General features: G+C 38.6%; 17 protein-coding genes. 15 read left to right on the top strand and 2 right to left on the bottom strand.

All coding sequences use genetic code 11. From position 1 onward, the window contains the following. The first annotated feature begins 31 nt into the window (after positions 1-31). The 5 genes from Q5N69_RS02380 (at position 32) to Q5N69_RS02360 (ending at position 5,728) form a co-directional block, all read left to right on the top strand. Positions 32-577, top strand: a complete 546-nt coding sequence (locus Q5N69_RS02380; RefSeq protein ID WP_304367240.1) for a GbsR/MarR family transcriptional regulator — start codon at positions 32-34, stop codon at positions 575-577. Positions 578-708: 131 nt separating this feature from the next. Beyond that, entirely contained in the window at positions 709-2,073 is a 1,365-nt protein-coding gene (locus Q5N69_RS02375) for a cytochrome ubiquinol oxidase subunit I (RefSeq protein WP_304367239.1), read from the top strand. Further along, complete coding sequence (locus Q5N69_RS02370; RefSeq protein ID WP_304367238.1) at positions 2,073-3,071, top strand: cytochrome d ubiquinol oxidase subunit II; 999 nt, start codon at positions 2,073-2,075, stop codon at positions 3,069-3,071. Before Q5N69_RS02375 ends, Q5N69_RS02370 begins: the two co-directional genes overlap by 1 nt. Before the next feature lie 362 nt (positions 3,072-3,433). Continuing rightward, positions 3,434-4,711: a histidinol dehydrogenase gene (gene hisD, locus Q5N69_RS02365; protein ID WP_304367237.1), complete on the top strand. Its 1,278-nt coding sequence runs from the start codon at positions 3,434-3,436 to the stop codon at positions 4,709-4,711. A 3-nt stretch (positions 4,712-4,714) separates the two neighbouring features. Then, on the top strand, positions 4,715-5,728 hold the full coding sequence (locus Q5N69_RS02360) for a LacI family DNA-binding transcriptional regulator (protein WP_304367236.1): 1,014 nt from the start codon (positions 4,715-4,717) through the stop codon (positions 5,726-5,728). A 59-nt stretch (positions 5,729-5,787) separates the two neighbouring features. On the opposite strand, the gene Q5N69_RS02355 is transcribed toward Q5N69_RS02360, so the two are convergent. Next, positions 5,788-6,486 carry a tRNA (adenine(22)-N(1))-methyltransferase TrmK gene (locus Q5N69_RS02355; protein WP_304367235.1) on the bottom strand — a complete coding sequence of 233 codons (699 nt, stop codon included), beginning with the start codon at positions 6,484-6,486 and terminating at the stop codon, positions 5,788-5,790. A gap of 492 nt (positions 6,487-6,978) precedes the next feature. On the opposite strand from Q5N69_RS02355, the gene Q5N69_RS02350 reads away from it, so the two are divergent. The 4 genes from Q5N69_RS02350 (at position 6,979) to Q5N69_RS02335 (ending at position 13,525) form a co-directional block, all read left to right on the top strand. After that, complete coding sequence (locus Q5N69_RS02350) at positions 6,979-11,394, top strand: cobaltochelatase subunit CobN (protein ID WP_304367234.1); 4,416 nt, start codon at positions 6,979-6,981, stop codon at positions 11,392-11,394. Between the two features lies 1 nt (position 11,395). Then, the gene (locus Q5N69_RS02345) at positions 11,396-11,905 is read left to right on the top strand and encodes a MotA/TolQ/ExbB proton channel family protein (protein WP_304367233.1); all 510 of its coding nucleotides are present in this window, start codon (positions 11,396-11,398) and stop codon (positions 11,903-11,905) included. Positions 11,906-11,920: 15 nt separating this feature from the next. After that, positions 11,921-12,259, top strand: coding sequence for a DUF2149 domain-containing protein (locus tag Q5N69_RS02340; protein WP_304367232.1), 339 nt, complete (start codon positions 11,921-11,923; stop codon positions 12,257-12,259). 243 nt (positions 12,260-12,502) lie between these two features. Further along, complete coding sequence (locus tag Q5N69_RS02335; protein WP_304367231.1) at positions 12,503-13,525, top strand: LacI family DNA-binding transcriptional regulator; 1,023 nt, start codon at positions 12,503-12,505, stop codon at positions 13,523-13,525. A gap of 132 nt (positions 13,526-13,657) precedes the next feature. Here the strand turns inward: Q5N69_RS02335 and Q5N69_RS02330 are convergent, their stop codons facing one another. Next, positions 13,658-15,139: an MFS transporter gene (locus tag Q5N69_RS02330; protein WP_304367230.1), complete on the bottom strand. Its 1,482-nt coding sequence runs from the start codon at positions 15,137-15,139 to the stop codon at positions 13,658-13,660. A gap of 230 nt (positions 15,140-15,369) precedes the next feature. On the opposite strand from Q5N69_RS02330, the gene Q5N69_RS02325 reads away from it, so the two are divergent. The 6 genes from Q5N69_RS02325 to Q5N69_RS02300 all read left to right on the top strand — a co-directional run bounded on the left by Q5N69_RS02325 (position 15,370) and on the right by Q5N69_RS02300 (position 21,720). Beyond that, entirely contained in the window at positions 15,370-17,124 is a 1,755-nt protein-coding gene (locus Q5N69_RS02325) for an alpha-amylase family glycosyl hydrolase (RefSeq protein WP_304367229.1), read from the top strand. A 302-nt stretch (positions 17,125-17,426) separates the two neighbouring features. Continuing rightward, complete coding sequence (locus Q5N69_RS02320) at positions 17,427-19,058, top strand: alpha-glucosidase (protein WP_304367228.1); 1,632 nt, start codon at positions 17,427-17,429, stop codon at positions 19,056-19,058. A gap of 211 nt (positions 19,059-19,269) precedes the next feature. After that, the gene (locus Q5N69_RS02315; protein WP_304367227.1) at positions 19,270-20,475 is read left to right on the top strand and encodes a hypothetical protein; all 1,206 of its coding nucleotides are present in this window, start codon (positions 19,270-19,272) and stop codon (positions 20,473-20,475) included. A 347-nt stretch (positions 20,476-20,822) separates the two neighbouring features. Next, complete coding sequence (locus Q5N69_RS02310; RefSeq protein WP_304367226.1) at positions 20,823-21,119, top strand: BrnT family toxin; 297 nt, start codon at positions 20,823-20,825, stop codon at positions 21,117-21,119. Next, positions 21,112-21,321 carry a BrnA antitoxin family protein gene (locus Q5N69_RS02305; RefSeq protein WP_304367225.1) on the top strand — a complete coding sequence of 70 codons (210 nt, stop codon included), beginning with the start codon at positions 21,112-21,114 and terminating at the stop codon, positions 21,319-21,321. The genes Q5N69_RS02310 and Q5N69_RS02305 overlap by 8 nt, the downstream gene beginning before the upstream one ends. A gap of 75 nt (positions 21,322-21,396) precedes the next feature. Next, complete coding sequence (locus Q5N69_RS02300; RefSeq protein WP_304367224.1) at positions 21,397-21,720, top strand: hypothetical protein; 324 nt, start codon at positions 21,397-21,399, stop codon at positions 21,718-21,720. Positions 21,721-21,747: the final 27 nt, after the last annotated feature.

Here is a 21,747-nt window from a genome sequence, read left to right as displayed (position 1 = left end):
GAAATTACTGAAACTTCAGAAATCACATATCATGATAATAACAGACACAATAGAATCATTTGTAATGCACTGCGGAGAGATGGGCAGTCGCTGGGGCTTTAACCGTACAGTTGGTCAAATGTATGGGCTACTCGTGATCAGCAAAGAGCCATTAAGCGCCATACAAATTTCTGAAGCACTAAATATATCTCGCGGCAATGTCAGCATGGGCATTAAAGAATTGCAATCATGGCGACTTGTTCAGGTTCAACATAAGCCAAAAGATCGAAAAGAATATTATTCTCCTGCAGGTTCTATTTGGGAAATGGCAATACGTGTATTTGAAGAACGTCGTAAACGTGAAGTCGATCCAACTTTATCTTTATTACGTGACAACTTATTAAACGAACCCGCTAATGAAGAAGAACAATATGCACAAGTAAAAATGCATGAAATACATGAATTACTTGAAACCATTACCCATTGGGCAAGTGAACTGCAAAGTATGAGTCCTGACAAATTAAATACCTTGATGAAGCTTGGCGCAGGCGTAAGTAAAGTAATTGATATTAAAGATAAATTACTGAAGAACAATTAACAAAGATTTTATAAGCACAACCAACCAGCTCAACCTCCCTTATCGCTATTGGCTACCAAGCCATAGCGATCTTTTTAAACATGTTTTAACAACAGCCCAAAGCGTGCTGCATAGGGCTAATGGAGTAAAAAATGTTAGATACTTTGATTTTATCTCGCATTCAATTTGCGACTAATATCAGTTTTCATATTCTGTTTCCAGTTATCACTATCGCATTAAGTTGGTTCTTACTTTTTTTCAAAGTACGATTTGTCCAAACTAATGATCCGGTATGGATGCGAGCCTATCGCTTTTGGGTAAAAATATTTGCGCTAAGTTTCGCTCTTGGTGTGGTAAGTGGCATTACCATGTCTTTCCAGTTTGGTACAAACTGGCCTAAATTTATGGAAACTGTAGGTAATATCGCAGGACCATTATTAGGTTATGAAGTGCTAACAGCCTTCTTTTTAGAAGCTGGATTCTTAGGCATTATGTTATTTGGTATTAATCGTGTATCGCCTCGTGTTCATACGCTTTCTACCTTTATCGTGGCTTTTGGTACCACACTATCTTCATTCTGGATCTTAGCCCTTAACTCTTGGATGCACACACCACAAGGCTATGAAATGCGTAACGGTGTTGCTTTTCCTGTTGATTGGTTAGCTATTATTTTTAACCCATCATTCCCATATCGCTTTACTCACATGTTAATTGCGTCTGGGTTAACCGCTTCATTTTTAATTGCCGGTATCAGTGCTTATCGTCTATTAAAAGGTGACGACAAACGAGCACCTAAACTTACCTTAAAAATAGCTTTAACAGTGGCGGCTATTTTAGCGCCAACACAAGCATTAGTGGGTGACTTTCACGGCCTAAATACCCTAGAACATCAACCACAAAAAGTTGCTGCAATGGAAGGCATTTGGCATACAGAAAAAGGCGCACCTTTATTACTTTTCGCCTTACCGGATGCTGAAGCAAAAACTAACCATTTTGAAATAGGCATTCCGAATATGGCAAGCCTGATTTTAACTCATGACTTAAATGGTGAGATAAAAGGCTTAAACGAGTTTGAAGGTAATCACCCGCCTGTTATGCCTGTATTTTTCTCTTTCAGGATTATGGTCGGACTCGGCTTTCTGATGTTGTTTGTTGCATGGACAGGACGTATTCAACTATGGCGTAAAAAGGAGCTATCTCCTTGGGTATTAAAAACCTTACTGTTTATGACATTCTCAGGTTGGGTTGCCACATTAGCTGGCTGGTACGTAACAGAAATAGGACGTCAACCATGGTTAGTCACAGGTGTATTAAGTGTTAAAGATGCGGCAACCGATATAGCGTCGTCAAATGTAGGATTATCATTAATTGCATATTTAATCTTATACACAGTGTTAATGATTGCTTACTTACATACTATTTTCACAATGGCAGGTAGAGCAGTTGAGATTGAAGAGATCAGCGATGATGAAATTACAAAACCTGTTATCACATCAGCAATAGAAGGACTCAAATAATGTTTGAAGCTAACACACTTGCCGTAGTATTTGTCGCTTTGATGGGGCTTTCAATTCTTCTTTACGCTATTTTAGACGGCTATGATTTAGGGGTAGGTATTTTACTTCCCCTAAAACAAGAAGATAACAGCGATACCATGATCGCATCGATAGGACCTTTTTGGGATGCCAACGAAACTTGGTTAGTACTCGCTATAGGCTTGTTACTTATCGCCTTTCCTGCTGCCCATAGCTATATATTTAAAGAGCTGTATTTACCTACTGCTGTATTATTGATTAGTTTAGTGCTGCGTGGTGTGGCTTTCGATTTTAGAGCTAAAGCTGCATTCAGCCATAAACCAACATGGAACAAAGTGTTTAAAATAGGTTCGCTGCTTGCTTCAATGAGCCAAGGCTACATGTTAGGTATGTATGTAATGGGATTTGAAAGCACATTTGCTGCCTATAGCTTTAGTTTATTAAGTGCTTTAGGTGTAGCTGCTGCTTACACTTACATTGGCGCATGTTGGTTAATCATGAAAACCGAAGGTGACTTACAAGTTCAAGCCGTTGCTTGGGCTAAAAAATCAGGGCTAATTTGTTTCATCGGCATATTAGCTGTATCAGTGATCAACCCAATTATTAACCCTAATGTATTTGACCGCTGGTTTGAAACACCTAACATGCTGCTACTTTTACCATTACCTTTGATCTGTTTTGGTTTGTTTGTTTACAGCTTTTTTGTACTTAAAAAATTGCCGGCAGAAAATGACAAAGGTTGCTGGATACCTTTCACCGCAGCATCAACAATATTTTTACTGTGTTTTATTGGTTTAGGTTTCAGCTTCTTCCCATATATAGTGCCTAACAAACTGACTATTTGGGAAGCCGCTTCAGCACCAGAATCATTAAGCTTTATTTTGTGGGGCGCTATCGTTGTTGTTCCTGTGATCTTCAGCTACACCGCATTCTCGTATCGCGTGTTTTGGGGCAAGGTACAAGAGTTAAGATATCATTAATCCGAACTCAGAATATCTGATCTGAGGCATTAATAACTAAGGAGTAAATCATCTTTGTATGACTTACTCCTTTTTTGTTTCTGTCTCTTCTTTCTATTTCCCGTCATATTTTCTGCATGATCTTTTCAATAACAACCATACCTTCTTATTTCTTCAAATATCACATCAAAACATAAGCTCAATACAACTTATTGATAATTATTACTTGTTAACCTGAACTCAAGATAAGCCATTATCATGACCTCAAGTGAGTTCGAATCAATTATTGCATTCGAAGTTATTTTTAAGTAGGATTCATTCATCATATAGACATAACATTATAACATAAATTAGATTCCCCCTAATAAATTGAGAGATTAAAAATGATTAAATACTTAAAAAAAGGAAAACAAGAAGAAGAGAAAAAGGATTATTTACAATCAGTTAAAACAACAGTCGAGAATATTATTGAAGCTATCGAAACAGACGGTGATAAAGCTGTAGCAAAATATTCAGAGACTTTTGACAAGTGGAATCCGAAGTCATTTAAATTAACAAAAGAAGAAATTAAAGCCTGCTACGCTGAACTTGAAGATAGTGTGATTGAAGATATTAAATGGGCACAAGAACAAGTGCGTAACTTTGCTCAAGTGCAACGTGATTCAATGAAAGACGTTGAAGTAGAAACCTTGCCTGGCGTTATTTTAGGGCATAAACATATCCCTATGGAAAGTGTTGGTTGTTATGTACCAGGTGGGAAATATCCATTAGTTGCATCTGCACACATGAGTGTTGTTACCGCAAAAATTGCCGGTGTAAAACGCGTTATCGCTGCTGCTCCTCCGTTTGATGGAAAGCCATCTCCAGCGATTGTTGTTGCTATGGATCTCGCTGGTGCTGACGAAATTTATTGTTTTGGTGGCGTACAAGCAATTGCAGCAATGGCTATTGGCACAGAAACGATTGCCCCTGTAGATATGATAGTTGGTCCAGGTAACGCTTTTGTTGCTGAAGCTAAACGTCAACTATTTGGTCGAGTAGGTATAGATTTATTTGCGGGCCCTACTGAAACATTAGTTATTGCCGACGAAAGTGTTGATGGTGAATTATGTGCGGCTGATTTATTAGGTCAAGCAGAGCATGGTCCTACATCTCCTGCTATTTTATTAACGAATAGTGAAAAGCTAGCCCATGACACTATTGCTGAAGTAGAACGCCAGCTAACGATTCTTCCAACAGCAGAAGTTGCTGGTGCCGCTTGGAAAGATCACGGTGAAGTTATAGTATGCGACACATACGAAGAAATGATTGAAGTTGCTAACGACTTAGCATTCGAGCATGTTCAAGTAATGACAAGTAACATTCCATACTTCAAAGACAACATGCGTAATTTTGGTGCCTTATTTTTAGGACCCGAAACCAACGTATCTTACGGCGATAAATGTATTGGTACCAACCATACGTTACCTACACGCAAAGCGGCACGATATACGGGTGGATTATGGGTAGGTAAATTTATTAAAACCTGTACATTCCAAAAAGTAACAGAAGAAGCATCAGTGGTGGTTGGCGAATATTGTTCAAGACTTTGTGCAATTGAAGGGTTTGCGGGTCATAAGGAGCAAGCCGACATTCGCTTGAGAAGATATAAAAAAGGGTAAACATTGAATACAAATAAAAAAGTAACATCTTACGATGTAGCGCGTGAAGCTGGAGTATCTCAATCTGCTGTTTCACGCGTATTCCGACCCGGTTTAAGTGTTTCAGAAAAAACACGTAAAAAGGTTATGGATGCTGCCAATAAAATGGGTTACCGCCCTAACGCTATTGCCAGAATGTTAATTACTAAACAGTCTGGAATGGTAGCGGTTATCGTATCATCTCGCGCCAACGAAAATCATCCTCAAGTGCTTTCTCAAGTCAGTAAACAACTTGCCGAACGTAACAAACGTGTTCTACTTTTTATTTTAGATGATGCTGAAGGTGTTGATGATCTGTTTGAACAAATTTGGACTTTCCAAGTGGATGGCATTATCGCCCTCGCACCACATTTTGAATGTAAACGTTTAGCTTTATTTGAACAGCATAAAGTCCCTGTTGTACTTTATAACCGTAACGATGCAAATGCCGATACCTCAACTAACACCGTCTGTTGTAATCATGAACAAGGCATTAAACAGTTACTTGCGGAATTAAAGCTAGGTAAACCTCAGTCGTATCTTGTACTTTCAGGCCCTACCGATTCAGACGTTGCGAATGAGCGCCGCGAAGTTGCCCTTGATTTGCTACAAAAGTCAGGCGAGAAAAATGTTGAAGTACTCTACTGTGACTATACCTATAAATCAGCTAGAGAAGGTTTAGCTAAATGGCTAGAAAAAAATCCAGCGCCAGACGCGGTAATTTGTAGTAACGATACAATGGCCATAGGCGTTATTGACGAAATGCGAGAAAAGCACAACTTACAGATCCCTAACGACATATCTGTTGTAGGTTTTGATGGCATCACTTCTTCCCTTTGGCAAAGTTATCAACTTACCACTATTAAACAACCCGTAGAGCAATTAGTAAAAGCGGCGGTTGATATGCTACTCAGTCATATAGAAAATCCAGAATCTCCATCTGAATCACGAGTATTGGCAGGTACGTTAATGAAAGGTAATTCGGTAAAACGAGCTTAAAGTTATTTCACGTACGTTTAGGTATGAGCGTTTAGGTATTAGCGTTCAGATATTAGAGCTCATATATTCACTTTATTATAAGCATCGATAATATGCTGAACCTTATGGCTATTACCTAACTGAATACGCTGATAATGACTCAAGGTTTTATTCAAATATTGCTTAGCTATCCTCTTTTGATGCTCTGAATCATATTGTTCATCAGAGGCAGCTTGCCAAAGACTATCGCCAACAGGGCTTATTTCTTTATTATCTCTACGCTTACTCGATACATAAATCACTTCATAAAAGCGTTTATTCTCTTCAACTAGCACTTCATTTTTCAAACCAAAATCTAGCTCAATTAGTCGTTGTCGTAATGCAAACTGATGATGAACAGGACACAACAAAAAGTCGATATCTACATCTTGATACTGTACGTAAATCCCATTAATAAACTCCATCATTAAGTCGCCACCAACACCTGCAATAACCACCAAGTGCTTACCTTTATATTGCAGTAAAGGCAATTTAGCGACATCAATACAGTGGGTTTTCCATCGGTTTTTTTCAGCTGACTGTGGATAAAACTTCTCAAGCTTATTCTCTAATTGCGTCATTAATTCAGGCACAATATCGACAAAATGAATATCAGCCCCTAAGTCTCGAGATAATAAAGCAGCACCCAAAAAACCATGGTCACAGCAACAGTCCCAAATATGATCATATTCAGCTGTTACCATTTGCTCTATCTGTTTTAATCTTTTACTGAGTTTCAACGTTCGAATATCGATTTTATGGGCAGATAGTCGGCATTGTATAGTGAATCAAGCCATACCAACAAGTGTTGTTAATTGAATTTAGCCCCTAATAAACAAGGGTTTTATTGACATTAACTATGGCAATCTGTAAAAAGGTCTCCAGTCTCTGCATGCCTATTTTTTGAGTTAATAATTTCACAAAATAAGCTTCATGGAATCCAGTATTAACAAGCTTGTTTTGTTACTAAGCTGGAGCTGTCCTCGCAACTGTAATTATTGTAAATAAATTATTTTTATCAACAATATAAGCCAGATACATGACGCAGATAAGACGACTGTTTTGAGCGAGAATACTCAATTTAGCACAGCAATCTTTTAGAATCAGTGATGCCTTTACTCTCTTAATTTGAACATAGAGATCAATCGGTTACTTTGATATTAAAAACCACATAAACACTCGCTGTTCTTTATTTAATTCTCTCCCTTATTTTTAATTGGCTTTGAGAATTTATGCGCTTTTTCATATTATCTTTACTTTTTATCACTTCAATCTGCTCTGCTGTAGAAGACGATTATTTACTCGTACTCGCTTCACAACGCAACTCAGAAACCATAGCCGAAGCCGCTCGATTATTTTATATCGCGCATCCCCAACAAAAACAGCTAACCATTAAAGCGCGTAGCGATGTGCAATTGTGGGAACTCTCTCCTGAAGAACGTTCAGCATTAATTACTAACAGCCGCGCTATTTTAGGCTTTGGTTTATACGGCGCCAGCGTTCCTAATTTAAAGTCGTTATTAACACAATTTAAAAAGCCTAAATTAATCATTAACAGCGATCATCGCTTGGTTATATTAAGCCAATTTGGTAACTCGCCACTATTTGCTGATGCTGAACAAATGCGAGAAATAGCCAAGAATCAACCGGGCGAGAATTTCCTTCGAGACCTTGCAGAGCAAATACAGCAATACCCAAATAAAGAAATATGGCTACAAACCCGAGGCTACTGGAAAGCAGGCGGAGCGAACAACAGTGCTGAAATGTTCGCTTCAATTTTTAGTGCTTTAGGCGAAAACATCACATTCAATGCGCCAGTTCCTACCCCTGAATTACGCTGGGTTATTAACAACCATTTTTATAATCAGCTCACCAATACCGAACTTTCAAAGCTTAATCAGCAACCCGTTGTTGCCATAATTGATCACGCAGGTGGGGCTCGCCCTGCCGATACTAAGCTACTACGCGAAATTTGTGATCTCGCTACAAGCCAATACAACAATCAATGTTTAGGAGCTATTGCCGCTTGGGGTAAAGCAGGTGTAGACGCGGTTAAACAATTAGTGCCGATTAAAGAACGTTTAAGCGCCGTGATCATGCTGCAAGATTTTGTAATTGGTGGTGGCGATGGTCGTTCCGAAGTAACCGAATTACTCACACAACTTAATGTACCTGTTATCAAAGCAATCAAACTACGTGACCGAACTGCTATTGAACGTCAGCTTTCATCAGACGGATTAGCGCAAGAAAAAGTTTATTACCAAGTGGCAATGCCTGAACTACAAGGTGCTAGCCAACCTTTAGTAATAGCCACCGCAGGAGACGCCAGCAAAGATCCACTAACAGGAATTCGTGTACAAGGTGTTACCGCTGAAACCAGCTCGATTCATTCATTATTAACGCGTACACAACGTTGGAACCAACTACAAACTAAACAAAATGCCGATAAAAAAGTCGCGCTTATTTATTACAATCATCCTCCAGGACGTCATAACATAGGTGCCGATAACTTAGATGTTCCTGCGTCGTTATGGCAAATATTAAATCAATTAAAAGCCGCAGGTTATAACACAGGTGAGCTACCCAAATCGCAAGAAGAATTACTCGATATGATGCAAGCTCGTGGTGTAAATTTACCGCGTGACTCTGGCGCTCTCGCTACCATGAGCCAACATATTGAACGCATGACAAGTACAGAATACAGCACATGGTTTAAAACCTTACCGGCTAGTGTGCAGCGAGAAATGGAGCAAGGTCCATTTGGTTTATTACACGAGCAACTTAGCGCTGCAATTAGCCAAAACAAGGGCAAGCTTGCGTCAGATGCACTACATCATACCGTTGAAGAAATGCATCATTTACTTGAAGGTGTTGATCACAAAGGTCGCACTCGTGCACTCGCTTTATTAGGTCAACTAGAAACCTGTTATTTAAACGTCATCAAAACACCTGAGCAACAAACCTGTATGAGTGAAGCGCCTAATATTATCGACGCACTACAAAAAACAGGCATTGAAGGTTTAGGCGGCTGGGGCAAAGCTCCGGGTAAAGTGATGACCTTTAATGGCGAGCTACTTTTACCTGGTTTAACCTTCGGCAATATATTTATTGGTCCGCAACCACCAAGAGGTTGGGAAATTAATGAAGAGCTATTACACGCAAATTTAGCGTTTCCGCCACCACATCAATATTTAGCTTTTTATCACTTCTTACGTAACAAATTTAAAGCTGATGCTTTTGTGCATTTAGGACGTCATTCAACTTATGAGTTTTTACCGCGCCGCTCTGTAGGTTTAGCGCCAGATGATTACTCGCGCATTATCGCAGGCGATGTACCTGGTGTTTATCCATATATTGTTGATGGTGTGGGCGAAGGTATTCAAGCCAAACGTCGTGGGTTAGCTGTGATGGTAGATCACCTAACGCCACCTCTTGCTAGCACACCACTTTACGACGAGTTACTGCAACTACGTCAACTAATAGAAAGCTTTGAAGCCAGCCACGGCACAGATAACGAAGTGGTTGCTACAAGACTTGTTAAACAAATACGTGAGAAAGTCGACAAGCTCGAACTCAAAGAAGAACTCGCCCAAGCTATGTCAGCTGAACTTGCCGTAATGGGTATCAGTTTTGAAGAAGTTGACGACGATATGATGGTGCATGAAGTCGGCCATTACCTTACCGACTTACAAGAACGTTTCATGCCATTAGGCTTACATATTTTTGGTAAAGACTGGCAAGAAAATGCGGTAGAAATGATGTTGAATTCAATGCTTACCCGAGCAGACAGCCAAGATAGCGTATTGAAAAAAGATATAACAGCAAGATTAGTCGCTTCGCCTAAAGCTGAAATGACCGCCCTGCTCAATGGCTTAAAAGGTGGTTTTATCACACCGGGTCAAGGCAACGATCCAATAAGAAGCCCAGCAAGTTTACCGACAGGTCGTAACTTCTATGCTCTTGATAGCTCGTTAATTCCAAGTCGTGTTGCATGGCAGCTTGGTCAAGAAATGGCAAAATCAGCGAGACAAAATAATGAAAAAGCAGCCGATAAACGTGAAGCGCTAATTCTTTGGGCGTCTGACGTAGTTCGCGATGAAGGTGTAATGATCGCCTTTGGTTTAGACATGTTAGGACTTGAACCTGTATGGAACAGCCGCGGTTTAGTTAAAGGCTTAAAACGCCAAGACCTACAACATCAAAGTGATGAAGCAAACCGAGTCCGTCGCGATATGGTGTTCACTACATCAGGCTTATTCCGCGATTTATACGGTCAGCAAATGCTGATGTTAGACAAAGCGACATTAATGGCGATAGATGCCAGTGCAGATACCATCAGAACCGACTACCCTGCGCTAAGTTTACCACTAGCAAACGCATTAGAAGTATTAGGTAAAGAAGCCATAGGTGGTAACGAATCACTTAACATTAACCAAGTAGCCGCTAACTGGGTGATTCAAGCTAAAGAGTTACTTGCCGCAGGTTTTAACGCAAAAGATGCAGGTATTAGTGCAAGTTTACGCGTATTTGGCGATGCTCCCGGTAGTTATGGCGCAGGTATCAACCGTTTAGTTGAACGCTCAGGCGCATGGGAAAAACGTGAAGAGCTTGCCAAAGTTTATACCCGACGTTTAGGCCACAGCTATGGCTTATCATCGTTTGGTACGCCAGCACAAAATACTTTCAAGCGTGTATTAAGTGATGTTGAAAATACTTACTTTGGTCGTTCAAGTAACCTTTATGGCTTAATCGATAACAACGATGCTTTCGATTATCTTGGCGGCTTAAGCTTAGCGGTAGAAACCTTAACAGGTAAGCCACCTAAAAATTATATAATCGATCATGCCGATCCTGACAACGTAAAAACTAAACGTTTAGGGCCAGCACTTCGACAAGAACTTCGCGGTCGCTTCTTAAATCCTGCTTGGTTAAAAGCGCAAATGGAACATGACTATGCTGGTGCTCGTACTATGGGTAGTGAGTTTCTTGAATATTTGTGGGGCTGGCAAGTAACCAATCCAACATTAGTAGGAGATTGGGCATGGGAAGAAGTTAAAGCCGTTTATATAGACGATCGTTACGATCTTCAATTAGATCAGTTTTTAGAAAAAGGTCACAACGCTCATGTTAAAAGTAACATGCTTGCGATTATGTTGGTGGCAGTTCAAAAAGAATTTTGGGATGCAGATAAAGCCACTATCGAACAACTTGCTGCTAGCTTTGCACGCCTAGTTAAAGCCAATGGTTTACCAGGCAGTGGTCATTCAGATCCTGACAACCCTATGTTGCCATGGTTAGAGCAACATTTATCTGCAGAACAATGGCAAGATCTCGCGCAAGTTATCGCCTTAGCAAAAGGTAACGATACACAAGCTGAACCTGAAGAAGTTCATCGAGTTGCTGAGCTGAAACTAAAAGTTGAAGAACTAGCGCCAGAAAGCGCAGATACAGATAAGAGTTCTGACAGCGCTAACGATGAACAAAAGCCAGCAGATGAAACAGCTGAAAATGAAACAGAAACTGAAAACAACTCAACATGGCAATGGTGGCTAGCCCTAGTGCTTGTCGCCTTTATACTGTTCGGTTTTTATAGCGGAATAACTAAAGCTAAAAGCTTAACCCATAGATCTTCAACAGGAGAGCAATAACATGCACATGGAATACGGAATGATATTAGGTGTACTGCACCAATTTGTGGGTTGGTTACTTTATCCTGTTATTTTGGTATTAGCTTTGGCGGTAATAGGCGTTTTATGGGAGCTAGGTTTAGCTTTTGCTGAACGTTATTATATTTTAAAAGCCTTTAGCCAAGCGGCTCTTTCTGTTGCAGGTAAAACTTCGACTACAACCTTAAAAATAAGCCACACTGAAATTGAGCAAGAGTTTCAAACTCATGCCACCAAACGCTTAGAACGCATCGACTTATTTGCACGTTCTGGTCCTATCTTAGGTTTAATGGGCACTTTGATCCCTTTAGGTCCGGGGTTAACGGCTTTAGGTTCTGGCAATATCGATATTTTAGCTACAGCCCTTACGGTAGCATTCGACACAACGGTTGTTGGTTTATTAATTGGCTTAGTGGCTTATACCATAGGACGCGTTCGTCGACGTTGGTACGATCAAACATGGCAGAAAATCACTTCTGCAACTGCTGAGTAAATTTAGGAGAATATTATGTCTAACAAATCATCGTGGCAGTCTTCTCAATTTGCTGAACAAGACACCGACCCACTCGCAGGTTTCGCTAATATAATGGATGTTATGTTAGTTTTTGCACTCGGCTTAATGCTAGCGTTAGTTGCGCAAAGTAAAGAATTACAAGAAAGGTTCTCAATAGAATCTAATAAAACAGAAGTAACCGAAGTCCTCGAAGTAACCACAGGCACTGAACTTATTGAAGCGCCTGAATCACTTGCAAACCCAGCCAATGCAAAAGCCAACGGCATGGAATCGTTAGGACAAGTTTATAAAGACCCTAAAACAGGAAAGCTTATTTTAATTAGTGGTGGGTAAAACCTCACATGCCTCAAAGTTGATATTTTACTAATCTAACTGCCTTAATGAGTTGTCAGTAAATAGTAAAATATCCAACTTAAAACCTTACAAAAACACCTTACTAAATTTTCATAATCCCCTCGGTTATTCAAGCTTTTCATATAAACCGTTTTATAACGAAACACACACTACATGGGTCGTTGTATAAGCCTTTACCCTAGGGTATATTGATATATTACACATTTTTCGGAAGCGTATTTATTGAAAGCTAAGGCCACATCTTTTGATATTGCTTATCAAGCAGGCGTATCACAATCTACAGTATCTAGAGCACTAAGAAATAGTCCGTTAGTGAATGAAGAAACTCGCATAAAAATCCAAAATATAGCGAAAGAGCTAAATTATAAAGTGGATAAAAATGCCAGTAATTTAAGATCACAACAAAGTGACACTATTGCCCTGCTGCTTTTTGAAGATCCGAGTAATGATGACTCTTCAATAAACCCATTTTTCCTATCTATGTTGGGCAGCATTACACGTGCTTGTTCTAATAAAGGTTATGATTTATTAGTATCTTTTCAGCAATCTAGTAACGACTGGCATGCAGATTTTGAAGACACTAATAAAGCTGATGGACTTATTTTACTGGGTTATGGTGATTATGAAGATTACCAAGAAAAGCTGATAAAACTGATAGAGCAAGATACTCACTTTGTATTGTGGGGAGCTGAAGTTAAAGACTTACCGATTACCTCTATTGGTTGTGATAACTACCAAGGCGGAATGAAAGTAACAGAACACGTGATCAAACAAGGCCGTAAAAACTTTGCCTTTTTGGGAGATGCTTCAAGTCATTCACCTGAGTTTTTAGCGCGTTATCAAGGTCACTGCCAAGCTTTAAAAAATAACAATTTAGAGATTAATGAACACTTAAAAGTTGATGCTATATTTACAGAAGAAGCAGGATATCAAGCGGCTTGCGAACTGTTAGAACGTGGTGAAGCGTTTGATGCAATATTTGCAGCCAGCGACTTAATTGCTGTTGGCGCTATGCGCGCTTTACAAGAAAAAAGCATCACAATACCTGAGCAAGTCGCTATTGTAGGTTTTGACGATATTGCCGTTGCTAGCTTTACCTTTCCACCTTTAACAACGGTAAAACAAGACACTCAACTCGCTGGTGATATTTTAGTAACTAAGTTATTACAGTTAATTGATGGGGAAAAAGTTGGAGCAAGTTTAATACCCGCAGATGTTGTTGTTAGAAAATCTTGTGGTGCCTAGGTTGTGAGGCATAGATTGTGGTGCTTAGATTGTGAGGCTTAAGCGAAGAAAATAACTTATCTTGCATAGCTTAAAAAACCGAGCACACCACACCACAAAAATGGCTAGAGTGCTTCTAGTCAATTAAAACACTTATTCAACTTCTTCCTTTTTCTGCTCTTTAACAAATGACACCGAAATAGCTGCTAAAAACATCGCGATACCCGCTAATACAATCATATAAATAGCTTCATTATTAAAGAAAGTGGTTAACACCCAACCTGTTAATACGCCTGATATAATTTGCGGAGCAGCAATTGTAAAGTTGAAAATCCCCATATAAACACCTGTTTGTTTAACAGGTAAAGAACCAGCTAATATCGCGTAAGGCATAGCTAAAATGGCCGCCCAAGCAATACCAATTCCAGCCATAGGAATTAATAAATTCACCGCACCTTGTGGAACATCTAATTGCCCACCTAAAAAGTACACTGTGGTAAGTGCAGGGTTTGGTAAAAAGTAAATGCTAACGTAACCTAAGCCACCTGCGAATAACGCCAAGGCGTATGTTGTTTTACGGCCGATAGTATTGGCAACTTTAGATAAAAACATTGAAAACACAGCAGCAAATAATGAATACGCGGCAAATAAAATACCTACCCAATCGCCAGCTGAACCTTTCGCTAACATAATAGCTTCAGGTACTTCGCCCACTTGTTTTAAGTATTCTGAATCAAACCATTTCGCATCAATTTCCCAAATATGTTGAGCCAACGCAGGCATGGTGTAAACCCATAAAATAAACAACGCAAACCATGAGAAAAACTGCACTAAGGCTAATTGCTTCATGGTGTCTGGCATTGATTTAACTAAACCAATAAAGTCAGAAAAACGTTGAATCATCGTCGCTTTTTCATCTTGGCTGTTTTTATTGTCTTCAACACTAGGCAGTGAATATTCACCTGGCGCATATTCTTTGGTCATTACTGCTGTCCACAACACTGAACCTAACAACACAGTCGCACCAATATAAAATGCCCAAGTTACTGACGGCGCAATTTCTCCCACTGAAGAGGTATTATCTAAACCCACAATATTGGTTAAAACGAAAGGTAATAAAGAGCCAATAACAGCACCAATATTAATAAGCAGCGATTGTACTGAATAACCAATATTACGTTGGTTATCAGGCACCATGTCAGACACAAGAGATCTAAAAGGTTGAAAGGCCACATTGAATGAAGCATCCATCAACGCCAACATAACCGCACCGAATAAAATAGGTGGCACTATGGTGACAACTAACGGTGCGTTCGGCATTAAAATCATACCAACCGCAGCAGCTAACGAACCTATAAGTAAATAAGGTACACGACGCCCAAGCTTATTCCATGTTCTATCTGATGCAGCACCAACAATAGGTTGAATTAAAAGCCCCATAATAGGCGCAACCAACCAAAACAAAGAAAGAGAATGCAGATCAGCCCCTAAGTCAGACAATATTCTGCTCACATTAGCGTTTTGTAAGGCAAAGCCAAACTGCACACCAAGAAAACCAAAGCTAATGTTCCAAATTTGCCAGAAGCTAAGTTGAGGTTTCTGTTTATTATTATATTTTTTAGTGACTACACTCATTATTAGACTCTTGAGATGAAGGGTTTACGAAAGTAAATCAATATACTAAGGATAGTACTAAACAGCTATAAGCTGCATACGTATTCAAATTTTACTGAATTGTCATTTACAAATTTTAAAATCTAAAAGAAAGCCAAAAACTTTGCCTTTACTTGAATACGTATGCACTGGCTTGTAGAGATATGAGTAACGTCATAGCATGATTACAATAATAATTGGGGAATAACACTATGCGCCATTTTTTCAAGATTTCTTGTCTAGCTAAACCGCACCTGCCTAAAAAAAGTGTGCTTAACACACTCAGTATCATGCTACTTGGTTGTATCAGTTTAAGCTGTAGCAACACTTATCAAAGCAATCAACAAAGTACTAATAGTTCAACTAGTCAAACCGCCAGCACCGAAATTTATGGTACCGACAATGATTACGCTAAAGAGGCCATTTACTTTTTACTTACCGACAGATTTGTTGATGGCGATCCAAATAACAACCATGAAGATCAAGGTGGCGCATTTCCAACATTTGATAGACCTTTGGTGGGTGAGAATAGCGAAACAGCTAACGTAGGTTATTTAGGTGGCGATTTCCAAGGCGTTATCAACAACGCACAATACATAAAAGATATGGGCTTTAGCTCGGTTTGGTTAACACCTATTTTTGATAATCCAGACGAAGCTTTTTCTGGCGGCTCGCCAATTACTTATGGCGGACAATTTAAAGATGGCGGCAAAACTGGCTACCATGGTTATTGGGGCGTTAACTTTTTCCAAACCGACGAACATTTAACCTCGCCTAATTTAAGCTTTGCTGAGTTTACACAACGCTTAAACGACGAGTTTGAACTCGATTTTGTACTCGATATTGTCGCTAATCATGGTTCACCCTCTTACACCATGCCTGTTAATCAAACATCATTTGGTAAACTTTATGATGAAAACAACATCCTAGTTGCCGATCATCAAAACCTACACCCAAAAGATTTAAGTGCTGACAATCCATTACATCAGTTTTTCAATACCAAGCCCGATATTGCAGAACTGTCAGACTTTAATGAAAACAATCCAGAAGTTTTAGCTTACTTCACTAAAGCCTATTTATATTGGTTAGATCAAGGTGCCGACTCTATTAGAATTGATACCATAAGACACATGCCGCACCAATTTTGGAAAAAGCTTACCGACAATTTAAGAGCACAATATCCTGATTTATTCTTATTTGGCGAAAGCTACAAATATGATGCAAACTTTATTGCTCAGCATACAAAACCTGAAAATGGTGGTGTAAGTGTTTTAGATTTTCCCGGCAGAAAAGCCATTACTGATGTGTTTGAAAATGCCGACAGTGATTACGCACAACTATTATCGTATTTACATTTAACCGATGGCATATATGAAAATCCGTACGAGTTAATGACCTTTTACGACAACCACGATATGCCGCGCATGAATGCTAACGACAACGGTTTTATTGATGCTAACAATTGGTTATTTACCTCGCGTGGTATTCCTATTGTTTATTATGGTTCTGAAATGAACTTTATGACAGGCAAAGCTGAACATGAAGGTAACCGCAACTACTTTGGGCAAGAAAACGTAGAGCTCGCTAAAAAGCACATTATTCATCAGCAATTAACTAAAATAGCGCATGTTCGTAAAAACAATATAGCGCTACAAAAAGGTATGCAAATCAACCTAGCATTTAACAAAAACACCGCTGCTTTTTACCGTATTTATCAAAAAGATAATATCAATCAAACAGCCCTCGTTTTGCTTAATAAAAGCGATGCAGAAGAAACCATAATTCTCGACGATCTTTTAAACGCAGGCACTTGGCAAAATGCACAAAGCCAAGAAGTTATAACCATAACACCAGAGCAAAAAACCTTATCGGTTAAAGTGCCGGCCCATGGTGTACAAGTGCTGTTATTAAACCGCCCACTTAGCAATAACAAACTGTTGTCTTTAACAAAGCAAGCAGCTAAATAAAGAACCAAATAACTCGCTAAAACAACAAAACCCAATAAGCCTGAATAGCTAACCGCGTTCAGGCTTATTTATAACTCATGTCTTTTGCCTTTCCTTTTCAATCCAACAAAACTCATCTATCTATTCCCTACTCAAATTACCCACTTAAACTTCCAGCCAACAAATGCATACGTATGTTACGCAATACATACGTATGCAAGGTCTATTATAGATAAGGCAAATTAGCGTATTCTAGGATCATAAAACGAATACAATAAAGAGAAACACTCAACTCTCTTTAGTCAGGACTTGGAGTTTACATAATGTTAGAAAAAATGTGGTGGCGAGGAGCAGTAATTTATCAAATTTACCCTCGCAGTTTCAACGACAGCAATAACGACGGTATTGGCGACTTACCGGGCATTGTTGAGAAACTAGATTACATTGCTAGTTTAGGTGTAGATGCTATATGGATATCTCCATTTTTCAAATCTCCAATGAAAGATTTTGGTTATGACATTAGCGACTATCGCGACATAGATCCTATTTTTGGTAACTTAGCCGACTTCGACGAATTAATAGAAAAAGCCCATGCTTTAAATATTAAAATTATGATCGACCAAGTGCTTAGCCATACCTCAGACCAACACCAATGGTTTATTGAAAGCCGCGAAAGCCAAAGCAACGACAAGTCAGATTGGTATGTTTGGGCAGACGCAAAACCAGACGGAACCGCACCTAACAATTGGTTATCAATTTTTGGTGGTATGGGTTGGACATGGGAACCGCGCAGACAGCAATATTACCTACATAACTTTTTAACTAGCCAGCCTGACTTAAACTTCCATAATCCTGATGTTCGTCAAGCCGTGTTAGACAATGTTGAATTTTGGCTAAAACGTGGAGTTGATGGCTTTAGATTAGACGCAATTAATTTTTGTTATCACGATGCACAACTACGCGATAACCCACCTAAACCTAAAGAGTTAAGACAAAGTATCGGCTTCGATGAAAAAAATCCGTACGCCTATCAATACCATTACTTTAACAACACCCAAGATGAAAACTTAGGTTTTATAGAATCAATCAGAGCACTACTTGATCAGTACCCTGGCACAGTAGCTTTAGGCGAAATATCGTCTGAAGACTCACTTAAAACCATGGCTGAATATACTCAAGGCGATAGCCGTTTACATATGGGTTACAGCTTTGATTTATTAACCGACAACTTTACCGCCAGCTATATTAAACAAGTGGTTAAATCATTAGAAGCAAGCGTGTCTGACGGCTGGCCTTGTTGGTCTATCAGCAACCACGATGTGCAACGTGTGGTAACTCGTTGGGGTACTAAAAACAACTTAGCTGCTGCGCCAAACTTTGCCAAAATGCTGTTTGCTTTAATATCATCATTACGTGGCAGCGTATGTAGTTACCAAGGTGAAGAGCTAGGATTACCTGAAGGTGAAATTGCCTTTGAAGACATTCAAGACCCTTACGGCAAAACCTTTTGGCCACAATTTAAAGGTCGCGATGGTTGTAGAACACCGCATCCTTGGGCTAAAGACGATACCAACGCAGGGTTTTCTGAAAACACACCATGGCTACCTATGATCGACAGCCATAAACCGTTAGCGGTAAGCGAACAAGATAATGAACCAGCATCAATACTAAATAGCTACAGAGCTTTTACCCATTGGCGTAAACAGCACCCTGCACTACTTTATGGTGATATTGAATTTATCGAATCAGCTGAAGATTTATTAGTATTCACACGAACATTTGAACAACAAAAAATGTTGGTTTGTTTTAACTTAAGTGATGCAAAACAAAGCTTCTCAACAGCAGCATTTAATCAGCTGACAGAGCAAACAGGACATAAACTAGCAACAGCAACTTTGATAGATAACACCATAGAACTTCCAGCTTTTGCATGTTTTTATGGCGCGATTAAGTAACGACTGGTTGCTATTGGTTACTACTGTATAGACAAATAATCGATATAGAGAACAAGAAAGGCGCTTTATGAATAGCGCCTTTTTTGCGTTTTATAGTATTTAACTTCCACCGTGAGAAAAAATTGGCAGTCTGAACCACTTTTTGTATTCATATGCTTTGTCAGATAGAGTAATGGTGTTTATTTAAAGGAATAAAAATCAAAGGATCTATATGCTATCAGTCACCCACCCTCAAATATTACCTTTAGTCGAAAGTTTTCCTATTGGCATAATGCCTCTGTGGCTAAATGTCGATAATATTCCAAAGCTAGTTGTAAAAGCCCCAAAAGAGGCTATTTTAGCAGCCAAATTAAATAAAGGATTTAGTATTTATACGGTACCGCTAAACAGCAATGGAATCCTGACATATGCGTTAATATCTGCATTTTTTGATGATGCTGATGAACCTTTAGTTATTTATACACCTATGTTTAAAGAGCCAGGTGTAGAAACCCTTAAAGATACTATTCTTACTAAAAATTTAGATGTTTATTTTTTTGATGACTTAAATCGAGAGTTACTTGGTTATGAGGCAACTTTAGAATGTGATCCGATAACAAAAAAATTTATCAAAGATACTCCGCTAGTACAATTTACTAATGAGGCTGCAAAAGTTCTACATATAAAAATGGGTAATTGGTTTGGTCGTAGGACTGAAAAAGACGACTCATTAGCAATCAAAGTAACGTTTAATGAAGCATTATTCACAGAAGATTTATTTATTCAAGATATGAGACCTGAAAATCACAGCTATCAAGGGAGTAGTTCAAATAGCTATAGCCAACTAGTTAGAGATGAGCCGGGAGAGTTTCAAGAACGAGATATAGCTCAATCACTCCGGAGAATATTTCGATCTAATAGTATCTATTTAAATCCATTACGAGTTCAAGATAAAGAAGAAATTGCTGACTTATTAGTAATCACAAATAAAAATGTTCTCTTTATCCAAGCTAAGGATAGTCCAAATATAGAGCGAGTATTAAAAAACTCAATATCTCGAAAAAAATCGACTACTCAAAAATCACTAAAAAAGGCTTGTAAACAATCTAAAGGCGCTGTTAATTATGCTAAATCAACTTCCTCAATGAAGATGATTATAGGAGGAGATGAAAAAAGTATTTCACTTGAAGGCCGAGAGATAAAAGTCTTGATTGTTGTTAAAGAACTATTTAATGATGAATATCCAGTTTATAGTGAAATCCTTTTAGCATTAGCCAACGATATTAGGACTCCCTGTATTGCAATTGACTATAATGAACTATTGATGTGGACATCAAATTTAGAAAGTGAAGATGCATTTTATTCAACCTTTGACCAAGTTTTTATTCGTGGAGTTAACGATGGTAAATTCACAAGATTACCTCGTGGAATCATATAAATACTTGGATATTAAGATGGTTTGGTTGATTCACTAGATTATTTGTTAATGGCAACAAATAATAAAAATTAGCCCCCATAAAAATAGTAATTACAGTTTTATCTTTTCATGTCTGTCTAGACTCTCTTCAATTAAACTCTGATACTCACCCAAAATTCAACGCACACCCATGTAAAAACTGCTGCACCTTTTTCTCTTTATAAAGGTCGTCTTTATTAGGCTGCTTTTTAGCAAGTGGTGGGAATGCGCCAATAACTTTTTTAATTTAGAATTTGTTACTCGTTTAACGCTGAGTTAAATTAATTCTTCAACTTGCATTTACACTACAATATAACTACACTGCATTTATGGATGATATTAAATTCGAATGGGATCCTGCCAAAGCGAGCGCTAATATCAAAAAACACGGAGTCAGTTTCGATGAGGCTCAGTCAGTTTTCTTTGATTCATATGCTCGCTTAATACCTGATCCAGATAGCTCTTTCGGTGAAGAGCGTTTCATAATACTCGGTCTAAGCAGTGACTTTAAAGCACTGGTAGTTTGCCATTGTTACCGAGAACCAGATGATAGCATTCGTATTATTTCAGCTAGAAAGGCTGATAAATTTGAACGTAAACAATATGAGGAGTATAGATATGCGTGATCAATATGATTTTTCTAATTCCGTACCTAACCCCTATGTGAAGAAACTGAAAAAACAAATAACTATTCGTTTAGATCAAGACGTTATTGAATATTTTAAACAACTATCTGAACAAAATGGCGTACCTTATCAAAATTTAATTAACCTTTATCTCAAAGACTGCGCGGCAAGTCATAAAGAATTAAAGCTTAATTGGCAGTAGGTGAAACGATAGGTTACACAAGCACGGCTAAACAATAGCCACTGTAGAGGCGTTATAAATTAATAAGGGTTTGATATGCCATCCGTTCCAGAGAGTGATTGGAAGTTGTTCCGTAAACTACAATCAGAATTAACAAACAAAGCTTGTGAGTCAATTTTCAAACAAGTTAATGATATTGCTAATGTTCGAGCAGGTAAAGAACATCAATCATATTTAGATTTGTATAACTTGATTAAAAAAGAAGATACCAGAATTGCTGAAATGTTTAACAATCCAACCCGTAATAATGTGATATTAAAGATCGTCACATTAAGAAAGAGCGAAGTATTAAGTAACGAGCAGCTTCAAATGTTTAGCGAACAAACACAAGAATTTGTTAACCGCATTCTTAATTTATAATTGAACAAAAAGAAATTAAATAAGAAC

The sequence above is a fragment of the Pseudocolwellia sp. AS88 genome (assembly GCF_030551755.1).
In the GTDB taxonomy this organism is placed as follows: domain Bacteria; phylum Pseudomonadota; class Gammaproteobacteria; order Enterobacterales; family Alteromonadaceae; genus Pseudocolwellia.
This window is presented reverse-complemented; position numbering and strand designations above follow the sequence as displayed.

Coding starts and splice junctions, on each gene's coding strand:
- Q5N69_RS02315 (WP_304367227.1), top strand. CDS start 19,270: ATGCTATCAGTCACCCACCCTCAAATATTACCTTTAGTCGAAAGTTTT.
- Q5N69_RS02325 (WP_304367229.1), top strand. CDS start 15,370: ATGCGCCATTTTTTCAAGATTTCTTGTCTAGCTAAACCGCACCTGCCT.
- Q5N69_RS02340 (WP_304367232.1), top strand. CDS start 11,921: ATGTCTAACAAATCATCGTGGCAGTCTTCTCAATTTGCTGAACAAGAC.
- Q5N69_RS02350 (WP_304367234.1), top strand. CDS start 6,979: ATGCGCTTTTTCATATTATCTTTACTTTTTATCACTTCAATCTGCTCT.
- hisD (WP_304367237.1), top strand. CDS start 3,434: ATGATTAAATACTTAAAAAAAGGAAAACAAGAAGAAGAGAAAAAGGAT.
- Q5N69_RS02375 (WP_304367239.1), top strand. CDS start 709: ATGTTAGATACTTTGATTTTATCTCGCATTCAATTTGCGACTAATATC.
- Q5N69_RS02330 (WP_304367230.1), bottom strand. CDS start 15,139: ATGAGTGTAGTCACTAAAAAATATAATAATAAACAGAAACCTCAACTT.
- Q5N69_RS02310 (WP_304367226.1), top strand. CDS start 20,823: ATGGATGATATTAAATTCGAATGGGATCCTGCCAAAGCGAGCGCTAAT.
- Q5N69_RS02305 (WP_304367225.1), top strand. CDS start 21,112: ATGCGTGATCAATATGATTTTTCTAATTCCGTACCTAACCCCTATGTG.
- Q5N69_RS02345 (WP_304367233.1), top strand. CDS start 11,396: ATGCACATGGAATACGGAATGATATTAGGTGTACTGCACCAATTTGTG.
- Q5N69_RS02320 (WP_304367228.1), top strand. CDS start 17,427: ATGTTAGAAAAAATGTGGTGGCGAGGAGCAGTAATTTATCAAATTTAC.
- Q5N69_RS02300 (WP_304367224.1), top strand. CDS start 21,397: ATGCCATCCGTTCCAGAGAGTGATTGGAAGTTGTTCCGTAAACTACAA.
- Q5N69_RS02370 (WP_304367238.1), top strand. CDS start 2,073: ATGTTTGAAGCTAACACACTTGCCGTAGTATTTGTCGCTTTGATGGGG.
- Q5N69_RS02380 (WP_304367240.1), top strand. CDS start 32: ATGATAATAACAGACACAATAGAATCATTTGTAATGCACTGCGGAGAG.